General features: G+C 33.4%; 18 protein-coding genes. 6 read left to right on the top strand and 12 right to left on the bottom strand.

The features are described 5' to 3' along the window. Positions 1-25 precede the first annotated feature (25 nt). The 6 genes from H526_RS0122215 to H526_RS0122190 all read right to left on the bottom strand — a co-directional run bounded on the left by H526_RS0122215 (position 26) and on the right by H526_RS0122190 (position 11,456). Positions 26-4,306 (bottom strand): strawberry notch C-terminal domain-containing protein, encoded by a 4,281-nt coding sequence (locus H526_RS0122215; protein ID WP_027395059.1) that lies wholly within the window; start codon positions 4,304-4,306, stop codon positions 26-28. 98 nt (positions 4,307-4,404) lie between these two features. After that, complete coding sequence (locus tag H526_RS0122210) at positions 4,405-4,827, bottom strand: hypothetical protein (RefSeq protein WP_027395058.1); 423 nt, start codon at positions 4,825-4,827, stop codon at positions 4,405-4,407. Next, on the bottom strand, positions 4,824-9,293 hold the full coding sequence (locus H526_RS0122205; RefSeq protein WP_027395057.1) for an Eco57I restriction-modification methylase domain-containing protein: 4,470 nt from the start codon (positions 9,291-9,293) through the stop codon (positions 4,824-4,826). The genes H526_RS0122210 and H526_RS0122205 overlap by 4 nt, the downstream gene beginning before the upstream one ends. 899 nt (positions 9,294-10,192) lie before the next feature. Then, positions 10,193-10,405: a hypothetical protein gene (locus H526_RS0122200; RefSeq protein WP_027395056.1), complete on the bottom strand. Its 213-nt coding sequence runs from the start codon at positions 10,403-10,405 to the stop codon at positions 10,193-10,195. 92 nt (positions 10,406-10,497) lie between these two features. Continuing rightward, positions 10,498-10,803, bottom strand: a complete 306-nt coding sequence (locus H526_RS0122195; protein WP_027395055.1) for a hypothetical protein — start codon at positions 10,801-10,803, stop codon at positions 10,498-10,500. A gap of 71 nt (positions 10,804-10,874) precedes the next feature. Further along, entirely contained in the window at positions 10,875-11,456 is a 582-nt protein-coding gene (locus H526_RS0122190) for a C2H2-type zinc finger protein (protein WP_035086242.1), read from the bottom strand. 388 nt (positions 11,457-11,844) lie between these two features. Between H526_RS0122190 and H526_RS0122185 the strand changes: the two genes are divergently transcribed. The 4 genes from H526_RS0122185 (at position 11,845) to H526_RS0122170 (ending at position 18,259) form a co-directional block, all read left to right on the top strand. After that, entirely contained in the window at positions 11,845-12,408 is a 564-nt protein-coding gene (locus tag H526_RS0122185; RefSeq protein WP_027395053.1) for a GNAT family N-acetyltransferase, read from the top strand. A gap of 4 nt (positions 12,409-12,412) precedes the next feature. Next, a complete protein-coding gene (locus H526_RS0122180) occupies positions 12,413-13,501 on the top strand; it encodes a helix-turn-helix domain-containing protein (RefSeq protein ID WP_027395052.1) in 1,089 nt (362 codons plus the stop codon). A gap of 453 nt (positions 13,502-13,954) precedes the next feature. Then, positions 13,955-16,282 carry a response regulator gene (locus tag H526_RS0122175; protein ID WP_027395051.1) on the top strand — a complete coding sequence of 776 codons (2,328 nt, stop codon included), beginning with the start codon at positions 13,955-13,957 and terminating at the stop codon, positions 16,280-16,282. A 306-nt stretch (positions 16,283-16,588) separates the two neighbouring features. Beyond that, positions 16,589-18,259, top strand: a complete 1,671-nt coding sequence (locus tag H526_RS0122170; RefSeq protein WP_027395050.1) for an RICIN domain-containing protein — start codon at positions 16,589-16,591, stop codon at positions 18,257-18,259. 206 nt (positions 18,260-18,465) lie between these two features. On the opposite strand, the gene H526_RS0122165 is transcribed toward H526_RS0122170, so the two are convergent. From H526_RS0122165 to H526_RS0122140, 6 genes are all read right to left on the bottom strand, one after another. After that, on the bottom strand, positions 18,466-18,810 hold the full coding sequence (locus tag H526_RS0122165; RefSeq protein WP_035086240.1) for a hypothetical protein: 345 nt from the start codon (positions 18,808-18,810) through the stop codon (positions 18,466-18,468). A 69-nt stretch (positions 18,811-18,879) separates the two neighbouring features. Then, positions 18,880-20,070 carry a glycosyltransferase gene (locus H526_RS0122160; RefSeq protein ID WP_027395048.1) on the bottom strand — a complete coding sequence of 397 codons (1,191 nt, stop codon included), beginning with the start codon at positions 20,068-20,070 and terminating at the stop codon, positions 18,880-18,882. 38 nt (positions 20,071-20,108) lie between these two features. Further along, complete coding sequence (locus H526_RS31180; RefSeq protein WP_051336283.1) at positions 20,109-20,408, bottom strand: hypothetical protein; 300 nt, start codon at positions 20,406-20,408, stop codon at positions 20,109-20,111. Next, positions 20,405-20,896 carry a hypothetical protein gene (locus H526_RS0122150; protein WP_027395047.1) on the bottom strand — a complete coding sequence of 164 codons (492 nt, stop codon included), beginning with the start codon at positions 20,894-20,896 and terminating at the stop codon, positions 20,405-20,407. The genes H526_RS31180 and H526_RS0122150 overlap by 4 nt, the downstream gene beginning before the upstream one ends. Before the next feature lie 21 nt (positions 20,897-20,917). Then, complete coding sequence (locus tag H526_RS0122145; protein ID WP_051336282.1) at positions 20,918-22,270, bottom strand: hypothetical protein; 1,353 nt, start codon at positions 22,268-22,270, stop codon at positions 20,918-20,920. Positions 22,271-22,529: 259 nt separating this feature from the next. Then, positions 22,530-22,829 carry a hypothetical protein gene (locus H526_RS0122140; RefSeq protein WP_155839743.1) on the bottom strand — a complete coding sequence of 100 codons (300 nt, stop codon included), beginning with the start codon at positions 22,827-22,829 and terminating at the stop codon, positions 22,530-22,532. A gap of 251 nt (positions 22,830-23,080) precedes the next feature. Between H526_RS0122140 and H526_RS0122135 the strand changes: the two genes are divergently transcribed. Beyond that, positions 23,081-23,845, top strand: a complete 765-nt coding sequence (locus H526_RS0122135) for a hypothetical protein (protein ID WP_027395044.1) — start codon at positions 23,081-23,083, stop codon at positions 23,843-23,845. A gap of 124 nt (positions 23,846-23,969) precedes the next feature. Beyond that, positions 23,970-24,737, top strand: coding sequence for a MerR family transcriptional regulator (locus H526_RS0122130; RefSeq protein WP_027395043.1), 768 nt, complete (start codon positions 23,970-23,972; stop codon positions 24,735-24,737). Positions 24,738-24,814 lie beyond the last annotated feature (77 nt).

Below are 24,814 nucleotides of genomic sequence, written 5' to 3'. Positions count from 1 at the left end.
ATTAACTGTTGTTTGCTATAGCTCTTTAAGCGGTTTGAAGATTATGATATAGCCTTAACTGATCTAATACTATATCTATAGGCTCTATGAGTCCTATCATATCTTCATAGGCTGTTCTACCTAAATTCTCCTCGTTATACCTTCCAAAAACAAATTCAGGATTGCCATCTTCGTGAGGATTATTTGTAATAAAGAATCCCAAAGTATCTTTGGCTTCGTACAGCGCTTGATTTGATGCTTCTTCTACGATAATCTCAAATTCTTTCTCTACTGGAGTGCCACTAATGGCGGACTTCCATCTTCTATACGGAATCACAACATTTTTGAAAATGGGGATAAGAGAATAATTGTATTTTTCTTTATCACTTAAAGGACGAGCATAGGATACGGTACCAAAAGGATACTTTGTATCCCCTGGTTCTTTGTACTCTTTGAATCCTGTAATTGGATTGCTTCCTTGCCCGTATGGTCTGCCCAATTCATAGGAATAGTTACCTTCAGATTGTTTTGTATTTTGATCCCAATCTTTTTGATTTTCAACTTCCCAATCTTCTAACTCTTTCGCTTTGCCTAAAAATTGCAAACCATAAGTATCCAATTGTTTTAGAAATGCACTTAAGTTCTTCAGATGAAGTACTCCCGTCATTTCACCTCCATTTTGAACAAAGTCTGGTAATTCATCCTCAGTCTGACCTTCCGCCCTTCGAATTAATTCACGTAGTTTGGGATCTATTGCCATTTTATAATTCTCCCCTTTATGGATATATACCTGTAAATAGTTCTCGCCAATACGTTTGAAGCGAAGCTGATCCTTTTGATCTGAAAAGAACTCATCTGTAGAAAGACCTACAATAATGTTTAAAGCCTCTGAAATAGGAAGTAAAGCTTTGTTTACACCGTCTTTACCAAATTCCTTATCCATCAGAATACCATTTTTAATGACACCTGTTTTCGTATTATATTTAACTAGTTTGTTTTCTCCTCCAATTGCTTGAGATGCAGCAACAATGTTTTCAGTTAGAATGTGCCTTTGTTCTCGTTTGGATGATGCCTTTTTTATCAGTTCATTCCATTCAATTGGAATTTTTTTACGTTCTTCTTCTGAAATATCACTACTCTGCGAGTAGATCAAACTTATGTATGCGTGTTCTTCAGGCTGCAATGAATACGAGATAAGTCTACGGGAATCTGCAACTGCAAATCGTAATTGTATGTTGCCGTAGGTGTATGGATTTTTGGCAGATGTACCTAATGAAATTCCCAAAAACATGCCCCAAGAGGGTTCTTTCATAGGGTTTAGATATGGAATTTTCAGTACTTGTCCGACATCAAAATAGCCCACGTATTTTACAATTTGTTGTTTTACATACTCTAATCCTTGTATATACTTATTTACCGCATTGAATTTTTCTTCTATGAGCGCTTGCTGCTTTTCTCGATCATTCGCTATTTTTTCATTTTCATCATCATCTTTTCCACTTCCCAACTCAGGTAAATCCTTCAATTCTTCCCGAAGCTTATGAACAACTTCCATTCGCCTCTCTTTGCGTTCTTCTATGAGTAATGGAAATTTTTCATTGATGTCATTCACAAGTTCCGCACGTACTTGCTGCGGTTTTCTTCCATCCAATGCTTTAGTGATGCGATTTTCTACATCTTGCTTGGTTAGGGGGCGTTTTAAATTATTGACAACACTTACCTCCCGAACGGTATCTTTTCCAAATGGAGTATTCCCACCATTCCCTTGTTTGAATAAGTATCTTTTTTTAATCTCGGCATCTAAAGGAAGAAATTCCGTTTCTAAATCATAGGTTCCTTGCTGTTTCTCTAGCTTGATCTGGTGGTCGTAGCGTTCCAGTAAAACATTGTATAGGTTATCCTGATCTTCCACTAAAAGTAATCCTGCACGTCCTGTAAGCTGTCTTATAGCTCCTTCTTTGCCATCATTACGTTCATAGTATTTTGTGCCTGTTTTTCTATCCGTTACTTTATGATAGGTGGGATGCCCTAATTTTGACATCATTTCAGAGTTTTCATTGATCCATTGCCAAGCAACTTTATCCCCGTATTTATTTAAGAAATCTGCACTTTTAAGGGTGTCGTCATTGGTATTTTGAGATCCTGTAGTATTCGCATCCAAAGACTTTAATTTTGCTTTCAGCATCGTCATCAATCTACGCTCTGTTGGGATATCACTTGTGATATAGTAATACTCAGGTAAGTTTACCTGACCTGTTCTATTAATACGTCCTCGTTTTTGTACTTCAATGTTAATATCCAACTCAAATTGATGGATAATCATGGCGCGTTGTCTTTGATCTGCAAAGTCTTTTGATGCGTGTGCCGATGAACCAGTACTACCACTTTGATTAATGAGTAGTACGTCATAATCTCCCGCGTTAAATAAACGAAATGATTTCTCAGTATCACTTCTGAAAGAAGATACCACAACGTCATCACCATTATAGCGTACTTTTTGATTCCTTCCAGTAACTTCGGTTACTTTAAAATATTCATCATCATGTCCTCCTATATAAGAAGGTTTTTTTTCATTCTCTATTAATTGTACAAGTTGGTCAATAGGAGAAATACTAAGCCCTGAGCTTTCTAACATCATTGCTTTTTTAATCCTGGTATATTCCTCTTGCCCTTTTCTTGATAATTCGGCTACATCAATACGCTCCCTACTTTTTTTACCATCGATACTCGTATAACTATAGAAGAAAACACTATCTAATCCTTTGATCAATGTTCTCACAAAATCTAATTCTTCTTTGGGTAAAACATCTCCACTTGATAGATTCAAATCTTTTAGAAACGCTCCCATTGTGGATTTGAAGGCGATAACCACCTTCTTATCCTCTCTTAAAAGTGATACCGTTTTTTTTGCCACCTCTTCGACTTTCAAAGCGAAAAGCATTTGGTCTACTATATTGAATACTCTTGAAAAATAAGGGGCTTGTTTTACGCCTAAACCTTTAGGTTTATTATCCATTTTCTCCCCTTGAGATTTTGCATCTGCGTGAATTAATGCGAGTACAGGTGCTACATATTCTTCTTCAAATCGAACTACTTCATTCATCAATTTGATGATCCGATTTACACTTGCCCGATTTTTACTTCGACTTGGTTCTTCATCTAAGGTGATATACTCAACTTTAATACCTTCACTCGAACGCTGCCGTCTGATAAGCTGACCACTTTCAGCAAGATTTGATGCTACGATTTCCTGAAGGGCTAATCCTCCACTACGCATAGAGGTAACAAATGCCCCATCCTTTAATCCTGTTTCAGAAATAGCAGTTTTCTTTCCGTAGAAAGGCATAACTTCTGGATATTTCGCAAATGTTGCACTTAAAAAACAGCAAGCATGTGTTTTAGGAAGTACCCTACGCATCCAATTCCCGATAATAGAATCAAACCCACCAGCACTATGCGATTCATCTAAAATGAACACTACTTTTTTATATCTTTTACTCCCTTCAATACCACTCTCACATATACTTTCTATCCAAGCACGCTTGTAATAACTGGCTGATTGAACCTGACTGTAGGTCGTAAATACCATATCATAACCACTTGGTAAATAGTCTACATTCTCATAAATGGTTACTGTTGGTGTAGTTTCGGGGTTCGGTAATTTTCTACCTATTCTTTTATGCCATTCTATCGACTCTAAACTTTCAGTAGCTAAAGTCTTAGAAGTGGTAAGTAATTCCTCTTGAGCTTTGCCCGACAATGGTGTAAATACTACATTACCATCTGCATCTTTTACTTTTGCTCCTGAATCAGAACTTGAGTTGACAATAAAAGGTTGAATATCGTCAAAACCTATATTCTTTAAATCCCGATACATATCAGTAAACAAACTAGGACTTTTCGTAAAAAAAATGGGTAAATATCCTTGCATTACCGCGTGCCTTATAACAGCTGCTGCTTGTCTTCCTTTTCCAATTCCCGTCTGGTCTCCAATGATAATTCCTTGTCCACGTTCAAACTGTTTAAGGTATAATGCTACTGCATCGACCTGCTCGGCAGCAAAAGCCTTCCACAAGGTCGCTGTGGATATATACTTTAATTCATTCCGAACATAATTATCAATGTTCCCTTTTTCCTTTACAATACGGTTTAAAGCCTTTTGAACTTCAAAAGCCATATTCCTAGGAATGAGCGTATCCATTTTAAAACTTGCATTTGATTTTGGTACGTATGGAACAAGGGCGGTCTGATCCGCTGCCAGTTTTGCTACTTGGGCTGCATCCTGAGTGAACCCGTCCTTTTCTTCCTGTATTTCGATGTTCTCCATAATTCTTTTTTTAAAGGGCTTTCTTCTACTTTTCGCAGCACCCAGCAAGTGACTCCATTTTCATCATCATCACTTGCTATGGGACTACTTATCTATCATTACACGCTTTCAAATCTTGATAATACTTCTAAGTATCTGCGTAAAGTGGTATCTGCATACATTTGGACAGCATCTTCTTTCTCCATTCCACCATACATTAATGAGTCATCTGGCACGGTATCGTCCAGATTGCTCCAGTTTTCTTTAAGTGTCCACATAGCACTTTGCATTTTATCGTGATACATTAGGAAATTTGCAATTTCATCTACTGTATTACTATCTGAATAGACAGTTTCTAGGTATTCCTCGATCAGAGGAATTGGATCATCTCCTTCAGCCATTGACCACGCTATCAAGTTGTGTAATCGGATAAAAATTCCCGTTTGGTGATCTTCAAAATTTTCAAAAGGTATTGGATTGCTTACCATAAAAAGAGTAGCGCTTTCATTCGACGGCATTAATTGATTATTTAAAAATATCATAGTCCTAATTCTATTTTAAGTTGGGTGATAATCACCTCTAGTGTATATTCTTCTGTTTTTATATGAGAATTGATACGTTCCCATAATTCAGGAAAGCTATTCACCATTTGCTCAATAGCAGGGTTTTCCTTCTTAGTGGGGGCAACACCTTCTGGAGTTGACTTTCTTCCATTAATAAGTATCAACATTGTTTTGGCAACCGCACCTTGCTTATTGTACAGTTTATAGCTGTTCATATTGATAATATCATCCACCTTGTAGTGACGGTATAACCAATTGAAAAAAGGTTTGTATTTCTCTATGTACCCATCCTGACCGAAATACACATGTCCCATAATGATAATAGCTGCCTTTCCTGTACCTTTTAAGGTATGTAAGGCGAGTCCTGCCATAAAATGCTCTAAGCGCATATGCTGTGCTACCCCAATTTGATTATTAAAGTATTTTTGTGTCCATCGTTCTTTATCAAACTTGGAATCGTCCCAACTGGCAAATGGGGGATTGGTAACCATTACATCAAAGAAGCGAGTTAGTTCTTCTGGAAAAGGTTCAGCAGCATTTAGGTGAGTAATAGTTTCGAACCTTTGTAACTCCAGAGAATATCTCCTGCTCTTATCAATTTCATTGACATGAGCTTTTTCTGGATCTGCTCCCAATACCAACAAGCCATTTCCTGCACTAGGTTCAAAAATGCGTGTCGCATTAGACATTTGGGTATATTCCGCTACCATTGCACCTATTGGACAAGGTGTAGAATACTGTTTAAATAATTCTTTACTACTATCTGAATAGGCATAGGTAGGCTGTACTGTATTCCAAAACTCAACCATCTTGGTTAGGCGTTGGTCAAATGGAATAGGAAGGTTATAGATTTGCTTATACCATAGAAGCCAACTAAGCTCAACTGCTTCCCATAAAGCACCTAAATTAGGTGCGCCAGCTTCTTCTTTGACAGCTTCAATTTTCTTTTTGCTTAATCGTTCATTCTTGATATAGTGATCGTGCATAATGGCCACCACTTTATCCAAATAATCAGGATTCCATGATTTCTTTTCTTCTTCATTTTCAGCAGTCGCAAAGAAATCATCAATTAAAATTCTAGCTATTTTTCCTATAGGTTCATCAGGATAATTCTCCGCTATCCGACCTCCAAATAAATTGTTCAGAATAAAGTCACGAAAGTTGGCTATGTCATCCCTATCCATAACATAGCCATAATCTTTCGCCCTCACTACAAACTCAAAAAACAATTCATCACGGAATATTTTATCTTCTTTTTCAACTAATTCGGCAAGTTCCCTAGCTTCTTGTTTTAGATCTAAAATTCGTTCTTCCCTATGCGCTTTACTACTCTTACTTTTTTTGTCTTCCTTATCGTTTAGCTTTTCTATTTCCTTTTCCAGAAATGCTATCCATTTGTTAAATTCTTTCTCTGTCTTTTCATCCAGTTTGAATTTATTAAGCTCATATCGATAGCCCAATTCAAATACAGTTACATTTTCTATAAATGCCTGTTTACCTGTAAAATCCATCGTAAATCCTCGTAACCCAAACTTTTTCCGAATTTGTTCTACTTCACTTGGTTTTATAAAAAAGAATTCTTCTACGAGTGATTTTTCAATTTGCTTTGGTATTTCTGACTCTTTAGCAGTTTCCTTTTTCTTCTGATCTTCTATATATCCTTCGATTAGCTCTTTGGAGTTATCAAGATCTTCAATTTTATATTCGATGTCCCGATATAGTCCCTTGTCTTCTTTTTTGGATTTTGGCTTACCTGTTTTCGGGTTTGTATGTACTAGTTGTTGTTTCTTAAAATCGGCTTTTTCTTCTTGAATAATTTCCAGCGCTCTTTCTAAATCTGCAATGGGTCGATACATAGCAGCAGCATGCCACCAAGATTGTGTTTCCCTATCTTCATCTATAATGTTCTGTAGTGGATAAACACTTCTATATCCTCTATTTAGATTCACATATAGATAATTTGGATCTGTTGGAAAACCTATTTCTTCAAATAGTTCTTTACCACGTCTTTCCCATTCACGTAGCATGGCAGATCTTGTTACCGAAAATCCATAGTCATTTGGGTGCGCCATTTGAACCAATTCAAATAATTCTTTTGCACTCAATTCCGAAAGATTGTCATCCGAAGCTTCTAACAAGTACGGAGCGAATTCCTGAATCTTTTTAGCATCTTTTATATACAATCCAGAGTTAAATAACGCTATGACTCTGTGCGGAGTTAAGACATTGGAAATCGTTGTTCCATATCGCGTAATATCTGTGATAACAGGATTCTCTTTTTCTGCTTCGGTATCTTTTGCATTTTCATTGGAAACAACTTTAATTGGGTTTGAGATAATATATCTAATTGCTTTTTTAAGCTTTGTGCTTGACATAGTGCTGCCCCCATATATCACACCTTCTTTGAAAGGTTTATGACTGCTGATAGCAATTCGATTCTTCTCAAGAACTTGAAAACTAATTTCATCTCGATCAGATTTGATCCCATATCCATTTGGCTCTGACTCCTCTGGATAATATTTATGTTCGATAAGATCAGGGTTGGAGTTGATAAACTCCTCAAAGTTTTTAACGGTTTTAGTATCTAGTTTTGTCCAGGCTTGTTCTAATAAAAAACCAGAGCTGTGGGGAACTGTGAAAGGTGTGTATCCTAATGCTGCTGCATTTGAAAGGATCAAGTCTAAAAAAGTATTCCTGACAGCTTCTGGTTCTATATCATTAATCCAATCTTTTTGATCTATAATAGCATGTTCAACTTTATCTAAAAATGTTACCTCATTTTCAATTTGCAAAGCTTCTTCTAGCTCCAATCGTAAGGTCGCTATGATAGTTTCAGTTTCTCCTTCGGTATCAATCTCTAAATCAGTAAGTTTTTCAATCATCGATTGAACGGTAGCACGCTTTATATCTGAATGTGGCGCTTTCGTTTCTTCTTTTTCTTCTACAGATTTGTCATTCCCTAACTTTATATCCTCTATCGATAGCTCTATTCCTTGTCCAGCAGCAAACTCTTTTAGAGATAACAAAGCAGACTGAACGGCTTTTAGTTTTTCTGTAGCCTTGATAGTAGTGGCTATAATTAATTCTGTATTTAGATTTTTAGCAATCAATTCCAATAGACGCCTAATTGCTTCTTTTTTTGAATTGTATCTAGTACTTCCTCTTTTTGGTCTGAATTGATTATTACTTCCCGATCCAATTCGATTAAAAAATTCCAAACCATTCAAATAGTAACCTTCTTCATCCTGAACTACCGTAATAGATGCTTCCACTCTGACAGACTCAGGGAATGAAATTTCCAAAACTTCTAATCGTTCTCCTGCGGTTTCACGCGTATATACTCCTCCCTCATTAGTTAAGGATATAGGTTGGATAGGTTTAGAGAAATCGTAATCGCTAAATGAAATGTAATCCAAACCAAGTTCTCCTCTGGAATTGGTTTGTCCCTCAATCAAATTAACCAGATCCAATACTTGTTCCCGAAAACCTTCAATTCCAATAAATGATGTCTTTCCTTTACTAACTAATGGATTATTGGCTGTCACTATTTTTAGGTTATTTCCCTCCCATAAATAACCTGACCTACCTCCATTGACCATAGCGCCTTCTACAAAATTGCCCGTATTACCAATTCCTTTAAGTAATTCTAAAAATGCTTTACTTGTTTTAAAATCAGTACTATCAAATCCAAATTGAAAATTTTCAGATCTTGAAAGCGAAGGATAATCTTGCAGAACAGATTCAGGAATGTCCTTGCCATTTCTTAAAGCTGTTAGAATCGCTATTTTATGTTCATGCTTTTCGTCTGCCAAAACATCTGGATCAATAAGCTGATCGCTGGATATTTTATTTCCCGAAATCTCGGATAGATAGACCGCTTTTGTTTTATTCCATACGGGTTCATCCTGTACTACATTCTCTTTTTTAAGCACAGTTTTTTTGCCTTCTGGAACATTAGAGATAATGCGCTCTTCATCAAAGGCATTTCTTGCTCTTTCTTTTAAATTCTTAGCAGTAACCTTAAGCCCTTTAAATTTATCTCCGAACTGAGATTTTAAAAACCGTATTGCAATGTCTTCGGCTGAAACCCTGAAATCTTCAAAAACAACATAATCTTTATCTTTTATATCCTGATCTTCATTTTCAATGGAAGCTGTCACCAAACTAAAAAGTTTGTGATCAATGTTACCTCTTACAACTTCATACGATGGTTCAATTTTTACCACTAAAAGATCTTTACCTTCTTTGTTAGCGTTTTCTAAAGCACTTGTATACTTATCAAAAGAAGGACGAACCCCACGTATATACCAAACACCTTTGTTTCGATTTGCATTTTTAAATCCAATTGAAATAAGATATTTTTTTAAATCAGTATTAGATAATTCAGGATCAAATTCGAGCTGAATTCCTTTAGGAGTTTCGTTATATGATTTTGTTATTCTCATTTACTTCTTTTCTTTTCGTTAAATGAGATCATTGAACTTCGTACTTTACTAAAAACTCACGAGTCATCCCTATAGGAAATACTTGGTCATTACTATAGTAAAAACTCACATGCAATCTCTATAGGAAATACTTGGTCATCGCTATAGTAAAAACTCACGTACAATCCCTATAGGAAATACTTGGCCATCGCTATAGTAAAAACTCACGTACAATCCCTATAGGAAATACTTGGCCATCGCTATAGTAAAAACTCACGTGTCATCCCTATAGGAAATACTTGGTCATCGCTATAGTAAAAACTCACGTGTCATCCCTATAGGAAATACTTGAAGTCTTTGCTATAGTAAAAACTTGCGTGTCATCCTTATAGGAAATACTTGAAGTCTCTGCTATAGTAAAAACTCACGTGTCATCCCTATAGGAAATACTTGGTCATCGCTATAGTAAAAACTCACGTGCCATCCCTATAGGAAATACTTGGTCATTGCTATAGTAAAAACTCACGTGCCATCCCTATAGGAAATACTTAGTCTATAATCTCAAAATGTGTACAGAAATCTCCTTGTAGTGGGAGTAAAAATGTAGATAACGTAGTTGATCTATTCGATCATTAATTAGTTTGGAATTCTCCTTGTAGCGGGAGTCGTTCCTATTTAGTTTTATCATAAAAACAAGCATTAAAATGCTCCAAATTGTCTAAATTCAATAACTTATATACCCAAATATAACGAGTCTTTTTTAATTTATTACTTGCACAACAATGCTATCGTTGTGTAAATAAAAGTTGGAAAAACAGCATAATATAGGTTAGCCCAGTAATAATGGTGTTTCCCAATTTATACCCGCCATAAATTAACTTACGTAAACCGTAGTAAAAAAATATTGGGAATACAAAAAACTAAGCACTAACTGACCTAATCTTATTGATCTCATAACTAAAATCTCCAGCTCTAACGCTTATCGTTATCACTCCTTCTTCATCTTCATATAATTCTAGTATGGATAATATTTCAATAGGAATTACAGTTTCCAAATCAAATAATTCTCCAATACCAGATTCAACAATCGTGTTCTTCGATTCATCCTTTACGGTATAATTATTTAGTGTCATAAGTATAAAATAACTAGTTCTAAATGTTAAAAAAAGATATGTATATTGAATTTTAACACTCTCATTTGAGAAGGTTTTTTAAACACTTTATGTTAAATAATTAAACCTTTATCTCCAACCCAAATATGCAGAAAATTAGTTCCATTGTGGTGATCCCATTTCACCATTTCGACTTCCCATCCTGTTGTATTTTCAATCCAATCAAATACATTTAGTTCCTCATTCTTGTGCATAAATGTTTCATCGGATTCATAGTTCTCTTCTATGAATTTTGGAATGTTGATTGCTTCGCCTTCTCTTGGGATTCCTTCCCCATTAATCCAATTGATAGTAAGATCACGCTTCCCTGCGTTGTAAAGTATTGTCTTACTCCAATTAATACTAAAATGTACCTTCATTGTGATTGCTGTTTATATGTGATTGACTTAGTTCCCCCGTGAAACTAAGAAGTAATAGTTCTTTCAAATTGTTACAATAATTGTATCCTCTGATCATTTTCCAACTCCCAAGCACCATATTTCTCGGGCTCCCATTCCTTACGAGATTTATGAGCTGAAATATGCCCGTTTAATTGTTTTGAATTTTCAAAACATTCTCCACACTCAGGACACACATATGGCTGCGGTTTAAAGCGGACACCCGCTTCAATTGCTCTGTGTATTTTTAAAGCTTTTTCAGAAAGTAAATCATCTGCTTTACTTGTTTTCTTCTCAACTTCTTTCTTTTTGAAAAAAAGATGGCAAAAGCTAAATATCGTAGCAGATTGAACGATACTTAGCAATACACTACTCCATACACCTTCTGGCATAAATTGATACACTAAATTATGCGCTAGTGTTACAAATAGATAAAAAAAAGCTGTGCGTAACCACCCTTTGACTGTAAAGATTAAGATAGCCAAATCGACCCCAATTGCGTAGCACCACGAAAACCAAGGATGGTCGTAGTGGCTATTCGCTTCAAAAACGTACAAGGTATGTGCGATTTGTGGAATCAAAAGAATAGCCATTGCAATAATTCCAAATAAATCTTTTTCTATTATTTTTTTCATGCTGCGCCCCTTTAGCATTAGTCAATACTGATTAAATAATTAGTGACATACGCAAGAAAAATACTCCTGTGTATGCTGTTGAGTTTTGGAATTAGTTAGTTGTGAATTATTGTAAGGTAAGCAGTTGTAAATTTAAGCGCATTATTTACTTAAAACCAAAAAGAATTTCCCGCTTTTCTTGAAAAGCGATGTTGTTTTTCAAGAAAATCGATATATTTTATGGTAAACCCATAGATTTAATATGGTTTTGTATTAATTTTAACATTGATATGAAACAACAACTGTTAAAATCTGTTTTCTATGGTAACATAACACCAATATATAGACACTATATAGTGTATACGTATTTATACATAAACTCAAAATTAATTAAAATCATTACTGCTAAATGGGGCTAGCTACTAATGCTGATAAAAAACGGGTTGTTGAAATCATCTTAGAATCTTTTAAAGATAATCAATCTGTAAACTATATTGTAAAACAAGACCATAAAAGAGTCGAACGAATTTCAAAACTAGTTGAATATTCATTTTTTCAAGGAAATAAATTTGGTGAGATTTTTATTTCTGACGATCACAATGCTGCTTGCATTGTAATCTTTCCAGATCAGAAAAAAAATACTCTCCATTCTATATTATGGGATATCAAATTAATGGCAGCAGTCATTGGTATCAGAAAAGTGAGAGCAGCACTTAAGCGAGAAGCTTTGCTTAAAGAAAACTATCCTAAAACACCGTATGTACATTTATGGTATATCGGAGTTGATCCACCCCATCAAAGGAAAGGCATCGGAAGTGCCTTACTAGAAGAAGTAATCACTTCTTGTGGAGACAAACCTATCTATTTAGAAACCTCCGTTGTTTCCAATTTAGCCTGGTATGAAAAATTTGGTTTTGAATGTCTCAAAAAATTAGACTTAGGATATATACTTTACCTGCTTAAAAAAAACTAACCATATGTTTGGAACAGAAATGCACGCTATTACTTTCGTAATATTGGTTTTGCAAGCATTTGTACTATTTACTCAAGTTATGTTTGTAGTAGCTAGACCTCATGACAAAACCAGATTACGTTTTTTAGTACTGACTATTACTTACATCTTTTATAACCTATCTTCAGGTTTATTTCCTGATGAAAATATTCCTATAAGTATTATGCTGCAAAATATCGTTGCTTATGCAAGTGGTATTGTGGTTGCTGTATACTTTATCTATTATACCTATTGGGAATTTAATATTTATCCCTTCAAATTGTTTGGTGTAAAATCAATGCTATATACTTTGGTTATCTCGTTCATTCTGTTGTTTATACTCCCATATTACTTTTATGGCAGTTTGGATCTCTCAAGAAAGTTATTTTTAGCTGTTCCTTTGGTTATATCTGTTGCTTTTTTCGTACAAGTGACTAAGGTTTTAAATAAAATATATAAAGATGACAAGCACAAATCTGTAATCTTTAAGTATAGAGTTCTTACCGGAAATGTAGGGTTATTCAGCTTGTCTTTAATGCCTGTTGTTGTTGCTTTTGGTGATCACCAAACCACCGAACAATCCATTGTAAACTTTGGTTTTATTCTAATGATGATCATGTATATTGTGGAATTAAATTCTGAAGCAAAAAAAGAAGCTGTTGTTCTTACACAAATTCATAGAAAAGCAAACACTCCAACTACATATGAAATGCAAATAGCGGATAAGCTTATTCAAGATGTACTTGAGAAGCTTCAACAATTTGAGGATGATCGAGACTATTTAAAAGGTAAAATAACACTAAATATCCTCGCTAAAAGGTTTGATACCAATTCAAGATACCTTTCACAAATAGTAAACTCTAACAAAGGAAAATCTTTCACTCAGTATATTAACGATCTACGCATAAATTATGTAAAGATTAGACTAGAAGTCGATGAAAAGTTTAGAAATTACACGTTAAAAGCCATTGCAAATGATATTGGTTATACCTCTACTGAAGCCTTTCAAAAAGCATTTTACAAAAAAGAAAATATCAAGCTATCGGCATATTTAAAAAAACTAAGGGGCAATTAGTAAAATTGCCTCTTATTCTTATGATCAAGTATCTACTTCAACCCCTATAATGATTTTCATACGCTTTTGTTTTGCAGCATTAAAATTAACCTAAAAAAACTAATTTATTGTTGGAAATACGATAGAAGCACACTAAAAATAAAAACGCTACACCCTTTTACAACAAAGAAATATTTCCATATTTATCACCAGTATTCATTCTCCATAGGAACCAAACCTAACGTATAAATACAAAAGCGAAGCTTATTATGACTTCGCTTTTTGATTAAAGCCGTTATATAAAAATTTGGCACGGAATATGGTTACAACTTATTAAATCAAAATGGCTGTTTTTATTTTCTGGTTTCAAACTATAGCAATTAAAAGAATTGTATTTCCTTGAATTAGAATAGACCGTTTTGCTAATTAGAATTACCCCAAAATTTCATTTATCAGTTTGTAAAATTTTTAGATATGAAACGTAATTCTGAAATAATAATTCAAAAAATAAAACCAGACAACAAAAAAAATAATAGTACAGCACTAAGATTTTTACTGTCTCTTTTGTTCATTATTTTAATACCTGTAATTGGTATTGCTCAAGATGAAATTAGTTTGGAAGTACCTGGTGAAATTTATGAATTTCATTTGAATAGAGTTAATAACCCCGAAGTAAATAAGGTTTATGAGGATAGTATTCTAATCCACATTGATAAAAAATTAAAACCATCTCGTTTAGAACTAATCTTTCCTATCAATGACTATACTAAAGTATTGATACCAAAAAATAATGATATGATCCCTGATTGTTATGATGTGGGTCTAATTACTCAACGGTGGAATATTTCTTATGATTGGCAGATAGGGCTAATGAAGGTAGACTTATCCCAAGCTGATCTTTCCAAACCTATAAACATAGAGTTTCATCTTAAGTCGATTATAGGGAAAGCTCAAATAAATGAAGTTATACGAGCAATAGTATATGAAAAAGAAACAATTGATGGAACTAGTGTAATTGTATTTAAAAGAACAAAAAAAATCCAAGCTTTTCTTTATAATCTGATGCTAGGCATGATTATAATTGCTTGCCTATATTTTCTAATTCATTTTTTTATCATGAAGCGAAAATACTTTTTTGCTTACTCGATTTACTTATTCTTTTTAGTTTTTAATTATGGATACAGAACACCAGAATTTTATTATTTCTATTCTCAATTAGATCCTTATGCCTATATCTATATTGATGTCAATAGTCAAACACTTGCCTTCTTATCATATACTTTATTTCTAAGTCATTTTTTAAATATTGATCAACAATTTATAAAAACAAAAATTTGGTTTAATATTCTAAGTATTGCTCTCGGGTGTACTTTAATCTTTGAAAACATTTTGCTTTTCAGTAGCCTTCAAGGTAAATTCTTCGCAATTGATTATGATAAAGTATTTATATTTATTAAGTCAGGATTAGTTATAGTCTCTTTTGGATTGATAGCCCATCTTATTAAGAATAAGAAAACCCCATTTAATTTGATAGCATTGATAGGAAGTATTCTTCTTTTATTAGGATATGTATTATGTATGTTGTTTAAAAATTATATAATCATTATGACTGTGGTTGTTGCAGAAACAATGATTTTTATGGGTATAATTTCTTATTTACACATCAATAGTGTAAAAGCTTCTTTAGAAGAAAACAGAAAAAATCAAAAGTTGAAAGAAAGCGAAGAGATGCTGAAAGGAGCTAACCAATCAAAGGAAGAGATTATTACAGAATTATCACATCGATTTCGTACTCCTTTATCCATAATATTATTTCAAGTACAAGAAAAGTTGAAAAACAAGAATTTATCGATATCTGAACGAAAAACTTATGATATCATTTATAAATACCTTGTTGAATTATCCAAGGGTGTTGACGATGTTATAAATCAATATGATTCAGATGATACATTGACTAGAATCGAATCCGAATATTTTTTACAGAACAAGGAATCTGAAGCATGTCCAATAAAACAAAAAATCAATGATCTATGTTTAGGAAAAAAATCAATTCTTCTCGTAGAGGATAATAATTGTTTACGGCATTACCTTTCGTTTTTTTTGAAAAACGAAGGTTATAAAGTAATTGAAGCAGAGAATGGTATTGATGGTATCAAAAAGGCACTTGATTATCAACCTGATCTTATCATTTCAGATATTATGATGCCAGAGTCAGAAAAAGATGGTATAGCTTTGGTAAAAGAATTAAAAAACCACCAACTCACTAAATTTACACCAATTATTTTATTAACTGCAAAAGCATCCGATAAAGATAAAATTTTAGGTATTAAATCTTTTGCAGATGGTTATTTGACAAAACCTATTGTAAATATGGATTTGTTAACTACAGAAATTAAAAAGCACCTGTATACAAGAGAAGTACTCTGGAGAAGTATTTTTAATATCGAACTTTCAAACTATACTTCATATGTAGCTGATTTTCTTGAACAGCTACAAGAAATTTTTGCCAAAAATTTAAAAGAGCCTTCATTTAATGCATCAAAATTATTTGAACTGACAAGCTTTCCAAACCAAAAAAAATTGCAAAGGATGATAAAAGAGATATTTGGAGTGCCACCGAATGCGCTTATTAATATTGCTCGTTTGGAAATCTCAAAGATCTATCTAAAAAGAGATCAGTTTATGTCTATTCAAGAAATAGCATTTGAATTAGGATATAACGATGCTAATTATTTTTCAAACTGCTTTAAGAAAAGGTTTAATTGTCGTCCATCACAATATAGAGATCAGTTTATTTCATAAATTTTTCACCCTAACCTTTATTGAATTGCTGATTTTATTGAATTTTAGCCATTTTTTATAGGAATATGTCCAAAAATTACAGAACACTTTTTTTTTCACAAACTAGATTTGATCAATGAAAAAATGTTGTTGTTGAATTTCATAAATAACAACAACAGTTAAAGTAAAGATTCTAAGTATATAAATCAATTTTTTTATGAATTCATAAAAGTCGTTTAAAACTGCAAATGATTTTATGAAATTCTAATTTAAGAAAAGTGGTCTAGCAGTTAGGGAGAATCTATTTGTTAAATTAATTAGAAGTTTATGTATTTTAAAAACAAAAAAGAAGAATGTTCTATCCTATTGCCTAATGTAATAGGGTTAATTCAGAAAAGGGTATTTTGCATTTTAATGCTGTGTTTAACTAGTTGTTTTTCTTCGTTTTCTCAAAAAGAAGGATATTATTTCTTTGAATCAGAGGTGGGACATAACAAAGTTTTAGGAATTGCAGGAGGATCGAGGAACGGTACAGGAATTAACATTAGTGATTATGATGGGGGACTTAATCAGGTATTTTATTTACGTAAAGTAGGGGATACGGAGTATTTTACAATTGAATCAGTTTTTGGAAGAGGTATCCATGTGTATCGAGCTAATAAAGAACCAAAAGCTAAGGTCACACTATGGGATGTTATAGATCAGAACAACTTGAAATGGAAATTTATAAAAAGTAAGAGTGGTAATTCCTTTCATATTCAGTCTAAGTTAGGAACATATTTAGATGTTCAATGGGGAAATTCCAAATCTGGTACTCCTGTATGGATGTGGTCATTCAATGGAGGGAAGGCTCAAAAATGGTATTTAAGACCATTTATAAATTTAAAATTTCCTTTTGTTAAAATGACTGATTTTTCACCGAAGAAACATGGGTTTAATTTTTCAAACTCTTTTAAGAGTACTATTGGAGATTCCGGAAGTATAAGTTTCACTTTCAATGGATTATGTGGGGGCATGAGTTATGCTGCAAATGATTACTATAGCAGTAAAAAGAAGGTTCCAAGACAAAATTATCAACCTGCCATTGGAACACCATTACATAATTATATTTATGAAAGACAACAAAATTCATTTGCAAATTTGATAAAATTTGTGGAGATGACCCCTAACCCTTTTGGATGGCGAGATCATGAGTTTTTTTATTGGGGATTAGAAGGACGATTTTTTGAATTAAAAAGACGGGTTGATCAAAACAAAACAATTCCTTTAGGGTTATTCAATGTACATAACGATCCAGTTAAACATCACCAAGTATTGGCAATTGGTTATAATTTGGGAAGATATAAAGGATTTGCAGAAAATGATCCACATAAGAAAGAAGTAAGAATCTTTATTTACGACCCTAACTATCCAAATAAACTCTCAGTATTGGTACCAGTTCCATCTCAAAAGTGTTATTATCAATTCGCAGGAGAGATCAAAAATGGGAAATTAGTTAACGTTTTCAGAGTCAACAAGAGATGGAGAAGTTATTTTATAGATGACACTTATAAATTCAGAAATCCACCTAGTATTACTGAAATTGACAATAATCTTAAGCCACATAAAATTTATAGTTTTTTATTGGAATTGAGGACAGGAGGAGATGATCTCAGGGGAGGACACGATAATGTCCATGTTCATGTAAACCTAAAAAATGGTAAAAAAATAACGCAATATAATGTCAATAAAAAACGTAGATGGCCAGATAACCATACTCAATTTGTCGAAATTAAGTTAAGAGAACCAATTAGGAAAGATCAAATAAAGGACATTAAGTTACAAACTACATTTGGCGGTGGTCCATTTGGCGACAATTGGAATCTGAATTATTTAAAAGTTACCAGTATAAACGGTAGTGGTAAAAAAGATGATTTATATGAAAAAGGGGCTAATAACCTATTGCTTAAAAGGTTTACAGGGGATTCACAATGGTTTAGCGCCATTATTAAACAGTAGTAACGAATAGAATTTAAAATCTAATATTTTCAATGAAGGGTGTTGTATTTATGTACAATACCCTTTTTTTATTTATAAAATAAAGCTTAACCATAGAAAATTATTGAATATTCATGTAAAAAAGTTTTACTACACCCTGTCATTTCTTAACTCTTACCACTAAAGAGTATTCTATTCTTCTTTAGGAGTGTTCCAACAATGTAGTTTTAATTCGTCTCCAACTTTTTATGCTTGTTCTCTAGTTTGGTGTATTCTAATAAAAGTAGCCTATAACTTTCCTTATAACTCAATGCTGGAGGAAAAAAATCAGGTCGAAGGTTAAAGATATCGATAATCAATTTTCGGTACTTTTTCCTTATGATTGGCTGATTATATAAGGTATAAACACCTTGTCTAGTAATCCCCAAAAGTTTAGCTAGCTTTTTAACCCCTCCTTTTTCGTACTCCGTATTAACATTTATATAGTTTTTAAGAATGATCCCATGATTATACACAATACCAGAGATAGATGATAAGCCATTGTTGTCTGATTTTAAATTTGTTTCTTTCATCTTACTTTTTTTAAAATTTATATTAATATCAAATTGTTTTAAATTATAGTTTAAATACTGCATACTTATTCACTGGAGCGAATAGTAACCTAATTTAGCTCTATATATAAAAGCATTTTTAAAATGTATAAGGTTTTTCTGAGTATACGAACGATTTTTCCAAACCCATTTTTTAGCATTTTCACCTAATTTATTGCGAAATTCAGGCTCCTCAATCAATTGTATTAATGCTGACTCCCATTCTGTTAATTTCCAAGCTAGTAACCCGTTTTTTTTATGATCCACTACTTTAGCATAAGAAGAATGCTCCAAAGCAATGACAGGAACTCCGATCGCTGCTGCTTCCAGAAACTTTATTGTACTGGCATAGGCGAAATAATCTAAAGATCGCATTGGAATCAGAATCACATCGAAATGTAAATTCTTCAAAGTCTGATAATAATCGAGAAAACTTACCGATTTATGGTAGGTAATATCCACCTCTTTTAACACCTCAGATCCATTAGCGTTTCTTCCATTCCAACCAAAGATGACCAGCTCTACTTTATCCTTATATTTCTCTTTTATCTTTTTAAACATTGGGAGGAAATACTTATAATCTGCTGCCGATTTAAGTGATCCTATCATACCTATTCTTACCTTATCATCATTAGGTTTTACAACAGAAGAAATACCTTCAAATCCGATACTGGAGATAAGTGAAGGAAGCCAAAAGAATTCGACGTCTATTCGCTCCTTCAAATTAGTATCTAACCACTCCTGGTATAATTTACACAGTCGTTTTATTGGAGTGGTAATCATATCCATATGAATAAGGTTTTGTACTAACTGATCTTGATCTTCTTGCTTAAAAACCTCGTGATCCGGATGCGATTTTGGAATGTTGTGAATTTGCCTTGTAATATCCATTACCAAATACACATTTGGATTCAACACCCTGATTGCCTGAAAGAGATATGTATAGTTCCCCGTAAGCATTGGAAAAATGATATAATCTGCCCATCGTATTTCTTCTTCTTGTAAGGTATCAGTTCCGATAGTAAAGGTTTTAGCAAAATCCCATTTGGTAACAGAGGTTACTCGTGTTTCAAACCCTTTTGACGTTCCCAATTCTAAATATGGAAGAATCATTCGATAATAACCATCTGAATTGAGCAATGGAGATACATATAATAATCGTACTGTTTCTATAGAGGGCTTTTCAATGCTTAAGCCTTCCTTTGCTTCTGATTTTTTTAATAACTCTCGAACTTTTTTCATTCCTTTTCTTTGTTTTTGTTTCCAACCATTTTTTCAACTTAGATTTCAACGGGTTCTCCTTCAAAATACTTCTCAATCAATCTATCCGTAGTACGGTCATAGATGAGTATAAAATTTGCCTTTTCACCGTATTCTATTACTTTCTTATGTAAACCTGCTAGTCCTTTTTGTGGGTCGAGAAATCTGGAGTACCCACTTTTCCAATCGAATGAATAAAACGTACTAGCCTCATCGTCCTCAGAAGGATCTGTAGCTTCTTTATCCTTAAAATAAACGACCATTTTGTATTTAGAGTGTTCTTTGGGATTCCAACGTTTTCTTTTCTTCCTTGTTTTCATTGTGTAAAATGTTTGATTAAAACACCCAATGGAATGTCTTTAATAAGCGCTATACCCTTATATCCTTTAACCCATACTTTGTCATGACTAGTGACAATGCAAATTTGCAATTGATCTACATTGAGGTTATGTGCTTCAGAAAACTCAGCCATAAATATTTCTATTCCTCGTATCACTTTGGCTTCCAGATTAAACAATCCAGAGGGTTCGGAATTTGTAAATAGGGTAATAAGTTCTTTAACAGGAATCTTTTTAACAGGTCTTCCCTGATTATGCACTGCAACATTTATAGCTGTTCTATCTTTGAAAATTCGTACTACTAATCTATCCTGTGGTAAGTCTGTTTCTTTAGAAAGTTTTGAAAAATAGCTAATGATGTTTTTGGTTACTTTTGTTTCATATCCGAACACATCAACATTCAAATTTTGAACAGCTTTTCTTAATTTTTCTGCCAACCTTGGACTTTTCCTTTTTGTCTTTTGTTCCATTTTTTCTCTTTTTTTATTGAATTATTCCTTTAATTTTGGGTTTAAAACAGCAGCATAAAACTTGCTTAACAACTCTGGTATCCCCAACTTACCTATACGCTGTTCGCACTCCCTGAATACCGTCAGGCGAGGTCGTGATTCTGCCGTATCCTTCTTTTCATTATTCCTGAATTTTCTAATTTCTTGCCGTAAAACTTTTTTCAATTTTAAGCCCTCCTTATGCTTTTTATCAGCCTGATACCAAGGCATTGTCCCTGCAAACCCCCCTTCGGATTTAGGATTAAAATATTCATATGGTAGTTTGATAAAACGATGATCAGGATCACGATCAACATAGTCACGAGCGATGTGAATTCGGGATTTGTAGACATTATGAACATATTCCATTTTTTCATCTGAAACAGGTTCATACCACTGATACAAAAGGGACAATGCAATGTTACATTGTCGCTTATTTAACCACGCATCCTTGTATAAAACATCCTTTGCCAATGCCCAAAGCTCATTGACATATTTCAATAGGAAAGCGTGGCGGGCAGTATCACAGGGATGGTCATTGCCTTCCTTGTTATGTTCGTTCTTGATTTTTTCAGCGCCAGTTTGCCTACCCTGCGCAGTTTTTTCATCAAGCTCGGTTTCTTCCCGCCAAGCATCTTTCCTTCGTGCATCTCCTTTCAAAAGGTCTTTCCTTCGTGTTTTTTCAGTTTCTTTTTTAGGTTTTTTTTCAGTTAGATCATTAACCGTGAGCAAAGGCGAACACCTTTCTTCTGTTTTTTCAGCACTTTTATTTGTATTTTTTTGAGTCAAGTCTGAAGCTGAATCGAAATTCACTTGCCAACTGTTTTGAAGCTTTTCAACAGCTATTATTCTATTATTTCTTTTATTAGTTTTTTTACTAGTGTATGAATGAGGACATTTTGGAGTAATACTATTTTTAATATGCTGATTTTCAATGTTTAAATTTTCATCATCCTTTCTGTTTTGTTTTGCCTTATCAACACTTCCAACGCCTTTTATCCACAAGATTTTTGGATTTATGAACAATTCATAACTGGAATGAGAACCATGCCATATCTTTCCGGTTAAAATGCCGCATTCTAACAAACGATCTATGTGCCTTTGGATAGTTCTACCACTAGCTTGGGTAATCGTAGCTAGTTGCATATTATTCGTCCTTAAAGAAGGAAGGTTACACGGATCTATAGGTGTAACTTTGTTTGACTTCACCAGAGAAACCCCATAAATTTTGATGACTTCTTTTGCGGTAGCCAGCATTGACTGCCTAATCTTTGTACCAATGGTTTCTTGATCATTATTGAATTGAAATACAAATTGATCTAAGGCTTGAAATGAGATGGAATAATTAATAATCATAGTAATTGTTTTCTTTTCAAACTGAAAATCAGGACATATAAAATGCTACAATTACCCGAAAGCAACTGATACTGTGGTTCCCGATTTTAATAGAATATATAATGCTCAACTTCCCCTTTTAATGAATGCCTTCCTGCGATGGATAATGGTAGTTTCTGGTCTGCTTATTAGCTCAAATACCTGGTTCTTTTTACTGGAGAGTTTTTTTGTCTGCGATTCTCGAATTGTGACTATTTTCATTGTTTCCCTTTACTTTAAATTATGCAGATTCACTTTTCCCTATATGCTCCCCGTCACCTAGTTCTAATTCTAATTGTTGAATACGTTTCCCTCGTTCCTGAAGCGATCTCCTTTTTTCTTGTGCTTCTTCATTCATTTTAATGACAGCTTCTATAAGCTTGTCTTGATTATAAGAGCGAAGGATTTTCCCTTTTAAGAACCTCATAACGGTTGGTCTGGTAAGTCCTGTGCGTTTAATAAGCTTATGGATCGGCTCGTTGTAGTAGTCATAGAGTGTTTTTAATTGCTGTTCAAATTCTTTTTTTGTGTACATCCCCAATTGTTTTAAAAAATTATTTAAATTTTATATAAATGTTATATAAATTTTATATAAATTTGCCACGAAGAACAAAAAAAACCAGTTGTTAAGATGAGCAAAATATAATTTTTATATAATTATTCTCAAATTTATAGAATAATTATATATTTTCTATACAACCTTGTGTTTTAAATAATTCAAAAAATTACTAACTAACTGATTATCAAAATATAAATTATATATAAAATTTATATATTTAACACTTATTTAACATGAATGACCTCAAAGTAATAGACAAACAGACACTAAAACTCATAGATTACCTTATAAAATACCATAAGGAATCACAAACTAATCTTGACCTTACTACTGACTATGCTTTTGGAGTGAAATACTACCCACACAACAAATATATTGTTACTCATATGCGTGGAAAAGATGTAGAAGGAGGTAAAGGAAAACACGCACCACATCTTCTAATGTTCAATCTTGGAAAAGACATTAATATTGATTTTAATTTCTTTTATGATGATAGCTTTGAAGTTGAAGATGCACTCTTATCAAAAAAGCAAACAATAAGTAATCAGGACAATGGCGATATAAGTGAAGTGTTTGAAGAAATTGAAAAACGATTAGAACTATTCATTTCAGAAAACAAAAAACTGAAAGGAAAGGAAGCTAAGAAGTTTTGTGATGAGACTGAAAATGAATTACTGAATATTAAAACCCATTTCATTAAGTCATTCTCTGCCGAAACACTTACTGAGAAAAGAAAAGAGATTATAGAGGTATTTGATATGATGATTTTTCTCTCCAGAGGAAAAATAGACACTATAATTTTTAATGACAATCTTGAGCAAGACGTTAATAAGCTCACAGCAGAAAAAGAGCGATATGAAAGAGATAAAGTTAGACTTGAAGAAAGCATCCAAAAATTAAATACCGATTTAGCAGATTGCAATAAGATGGCCTTTGAAGCTCAGAAAGGACAGACAGAAGCACTCAAAGAATTATTAGCCCTAAAAAACAATAACTAAAATCATGATATGACACCTAAATAGGTAGTAGCAAATCCCTTTTGTGTGTTTTTTTATATTACATTGATGTAATGTAACATAAAATTTAATATCTTAGCATAGAAACATTTATAATCAAAAACGTATGAAAACAAAGCCAATAGATTTTAAACCTCATAGCAATGCTCTAAATCAAATGATATTTGAAGCAAAGGACTTACACGGGGTTAGCGCAAGAACACTTCATAGCTGGAGACAATCAGGTGTACTCGATGACAAGAGAGATCCTGATGCCTTACGAAGATGGAATTACTTTAGCCCCATTGATATTGTTTGGATAGGGATTTTAAAAGAAATGAAGCAACTAAGACTTACTCATACTGAAATGATAGCATGTAAAGAAATATTATTTGAAAAGATTAAAGCAGAAGATAATCAAGAGTACCCTGCGCTCGAATATTATTCAATCTTAATTCTTCTATACGACCAGCCTGTATTTATCGTAATCTCTTACAATGAGGGAATCGATGAAGTTTGGATGCTTGATGAAAAAGATTATTTCTTAAAACTCAGATCTGGAGAAATTGAAAACCATACTGCATTATCATTACATAAAGCCGTTAAAATTAATCTCCATCCAGTGTATAACTTACCTGAGTTTAGTCAAACAGCAGGGCTTACACAGGAAGAAACAAAAGCGCTAGAAATCATTCGAAGCAGAGCTTTCAGAAATATAAAAATAACAAAAAGAGATGGGGAGATTAGTATTATAGAAAGCACTGAAAGAATAGAGGATGCAGATGACATTGCAAGATTATTAACCGAAGGGAAATACCAGAACATCGAAATAAAACAAATCAATGGTAAAATAGCATCCGCTCATCGAACCACTAGAACACACTTTAAAAAATAAAAAAATTAATTAACGCAAATGACCGCTACAAGTCAAGCACACTTATCACTACTGTATTGACCGACACTACAATTGGA

This window comes from Aquimarina latercula DSM 2041 (assembly GCF_000430645.1).
GTDB classification, from domain to species: Bacteria; Bacteroidota; Bacteroidia; order Flavobacteriales; family Flavobacteriaceae; genus Aquimarina; species Aquimarina latercula.
The sequence above is the reverse complement of the archived record's forward strand: the minus strand, read 5'-3'. Positions and strand labels throughout refer to the sequence as shown.

What these genes read in the sequence shown, in the direction of transcription:
- H526_RS0122145 (WP_051336282.1), bottom strand. Translation starts at nt 22,270, where the DNA reads ATGATTATTAATTATTCCATCTCATTTCAAGCCTTAGATCAATTTGTA.
- H526_RS0122190 (WP_035086242.1), bottom strand. Translation starts at nt 11,456, where the DNA reads ATGAAAAAAATAATAGAAAAAGATTTATTTGGAATTATTGCAATGGCT.
- H526_RS0122215 (WP_027395059.1), bottom strand. Translation starts at nt 4,306, where the DNA reads ATGGAGAACATCGAAATACAGGAAGAAAAGGACGGGTTCACTCAGGAT.
- H526_RS0122200 (WP_027395056.1), bottom strand. Translation starts at nt 10,405, where the DNA reads ATGACACTAAATAATTATACCGTAAAGGATGAATCGAAGAACACGATT.
- H526_RS0122180 (WP_027395052.1), top strand. Translation starts at nt 12,413, where the DNA reads ATGTTTGGAACAGAAATGCACGCTATTACTTTCGTAATATTGGTTTTG.
- H526_RS0122175 (WP_027395051.1), top strand. Translation starts at nt 13,955, where the DNA reads ATGAAACGTAATTCTGAAATAATAATTCAAAAAATAAAACCAGACAAC.
- H526_RS0122185 (WP_027395053.1), top strand. Translation starts at nt 11,845, where the DNA reads ATGGGGCTAGCTACTAATGCTGATAAAAAACGGGTTGTTGAAATCATC.
- H526_RS0122130 (WP_027395043.1), top strand. Translation starts at nt 23,970, where the DNA reads ATGAAAACAAAGCCAATAGATTTTAAACCTCATAGCAATGCTCTAAAT.
- H526_RS0122195 (WP_027395055.1), bottom strand. Translation starts at nt 10,803, where the DNA reads ATGAAGGTACATTTTAGTATTAATTGGAGTAAGACAATACTTTACAAC.
- H526_RS0122170 (WP_027395050.1), top strand. Translation starts at nt 16,589, where the DNA reads ATGTATTTTAAAAACAAAAAAGAAGAATGTTCTATCCTATTGCCTAAT.
- H526_RS0122205 (WP_027395057.1), bottom strand. Translation starts at nt 9,293, where the DNA reads ATGAGAATAACAAAATCATATAACGAAACTCCTAAAGGAATTCAGCTC.
- H526_RS0122150 (WP_027395047.1), bottom strand. Translation starts at nt 20,896, where the DNA reads ATGGAACAAAAGACAAAAAGGAAAAGTCCAAGGTTGGCAGAAAAATTA.
- H526_RS31180 (WP_051336283.1), bottom strand. Translation starts at nt 20,408, where the DNA reads ATGAAAACAAGGAAGAAAAGAAAACGTTGGAATCCCAAAGAACACTCT.
- H526_RS0122210 (WP_027395058.1), bottom strand. Translation starts at nt 4,827, where the DNA reads ATGATATTTTTAAATAATCAATTAATGCCGTCGAATGAAAGCGCTACT.
- H526_RS0122160 (WP_027395048.1), bottom strand. Translation starts at nt 20,070, where the DNA reads ATGAAAAAAGTTCGAGAGTTATTAAAAAAATCAGAAGCAAAGGAAGGC.
- H526_RS0122165 (WP_035086240.1), bottom strand. Translation starts at nt 18,810, where the DNA reads ATGAAAGAAACAAATTTAAAATCAGACAACAATGGCTTATCATCTATC.
- H526_RS0122135 (WP_027395044.1), top strand. Translation starts at nt 23,081, where the DNA reads ATGAATGACCTCAAAGTAATAGACAAACAGACACTAAAACTCATAGAT.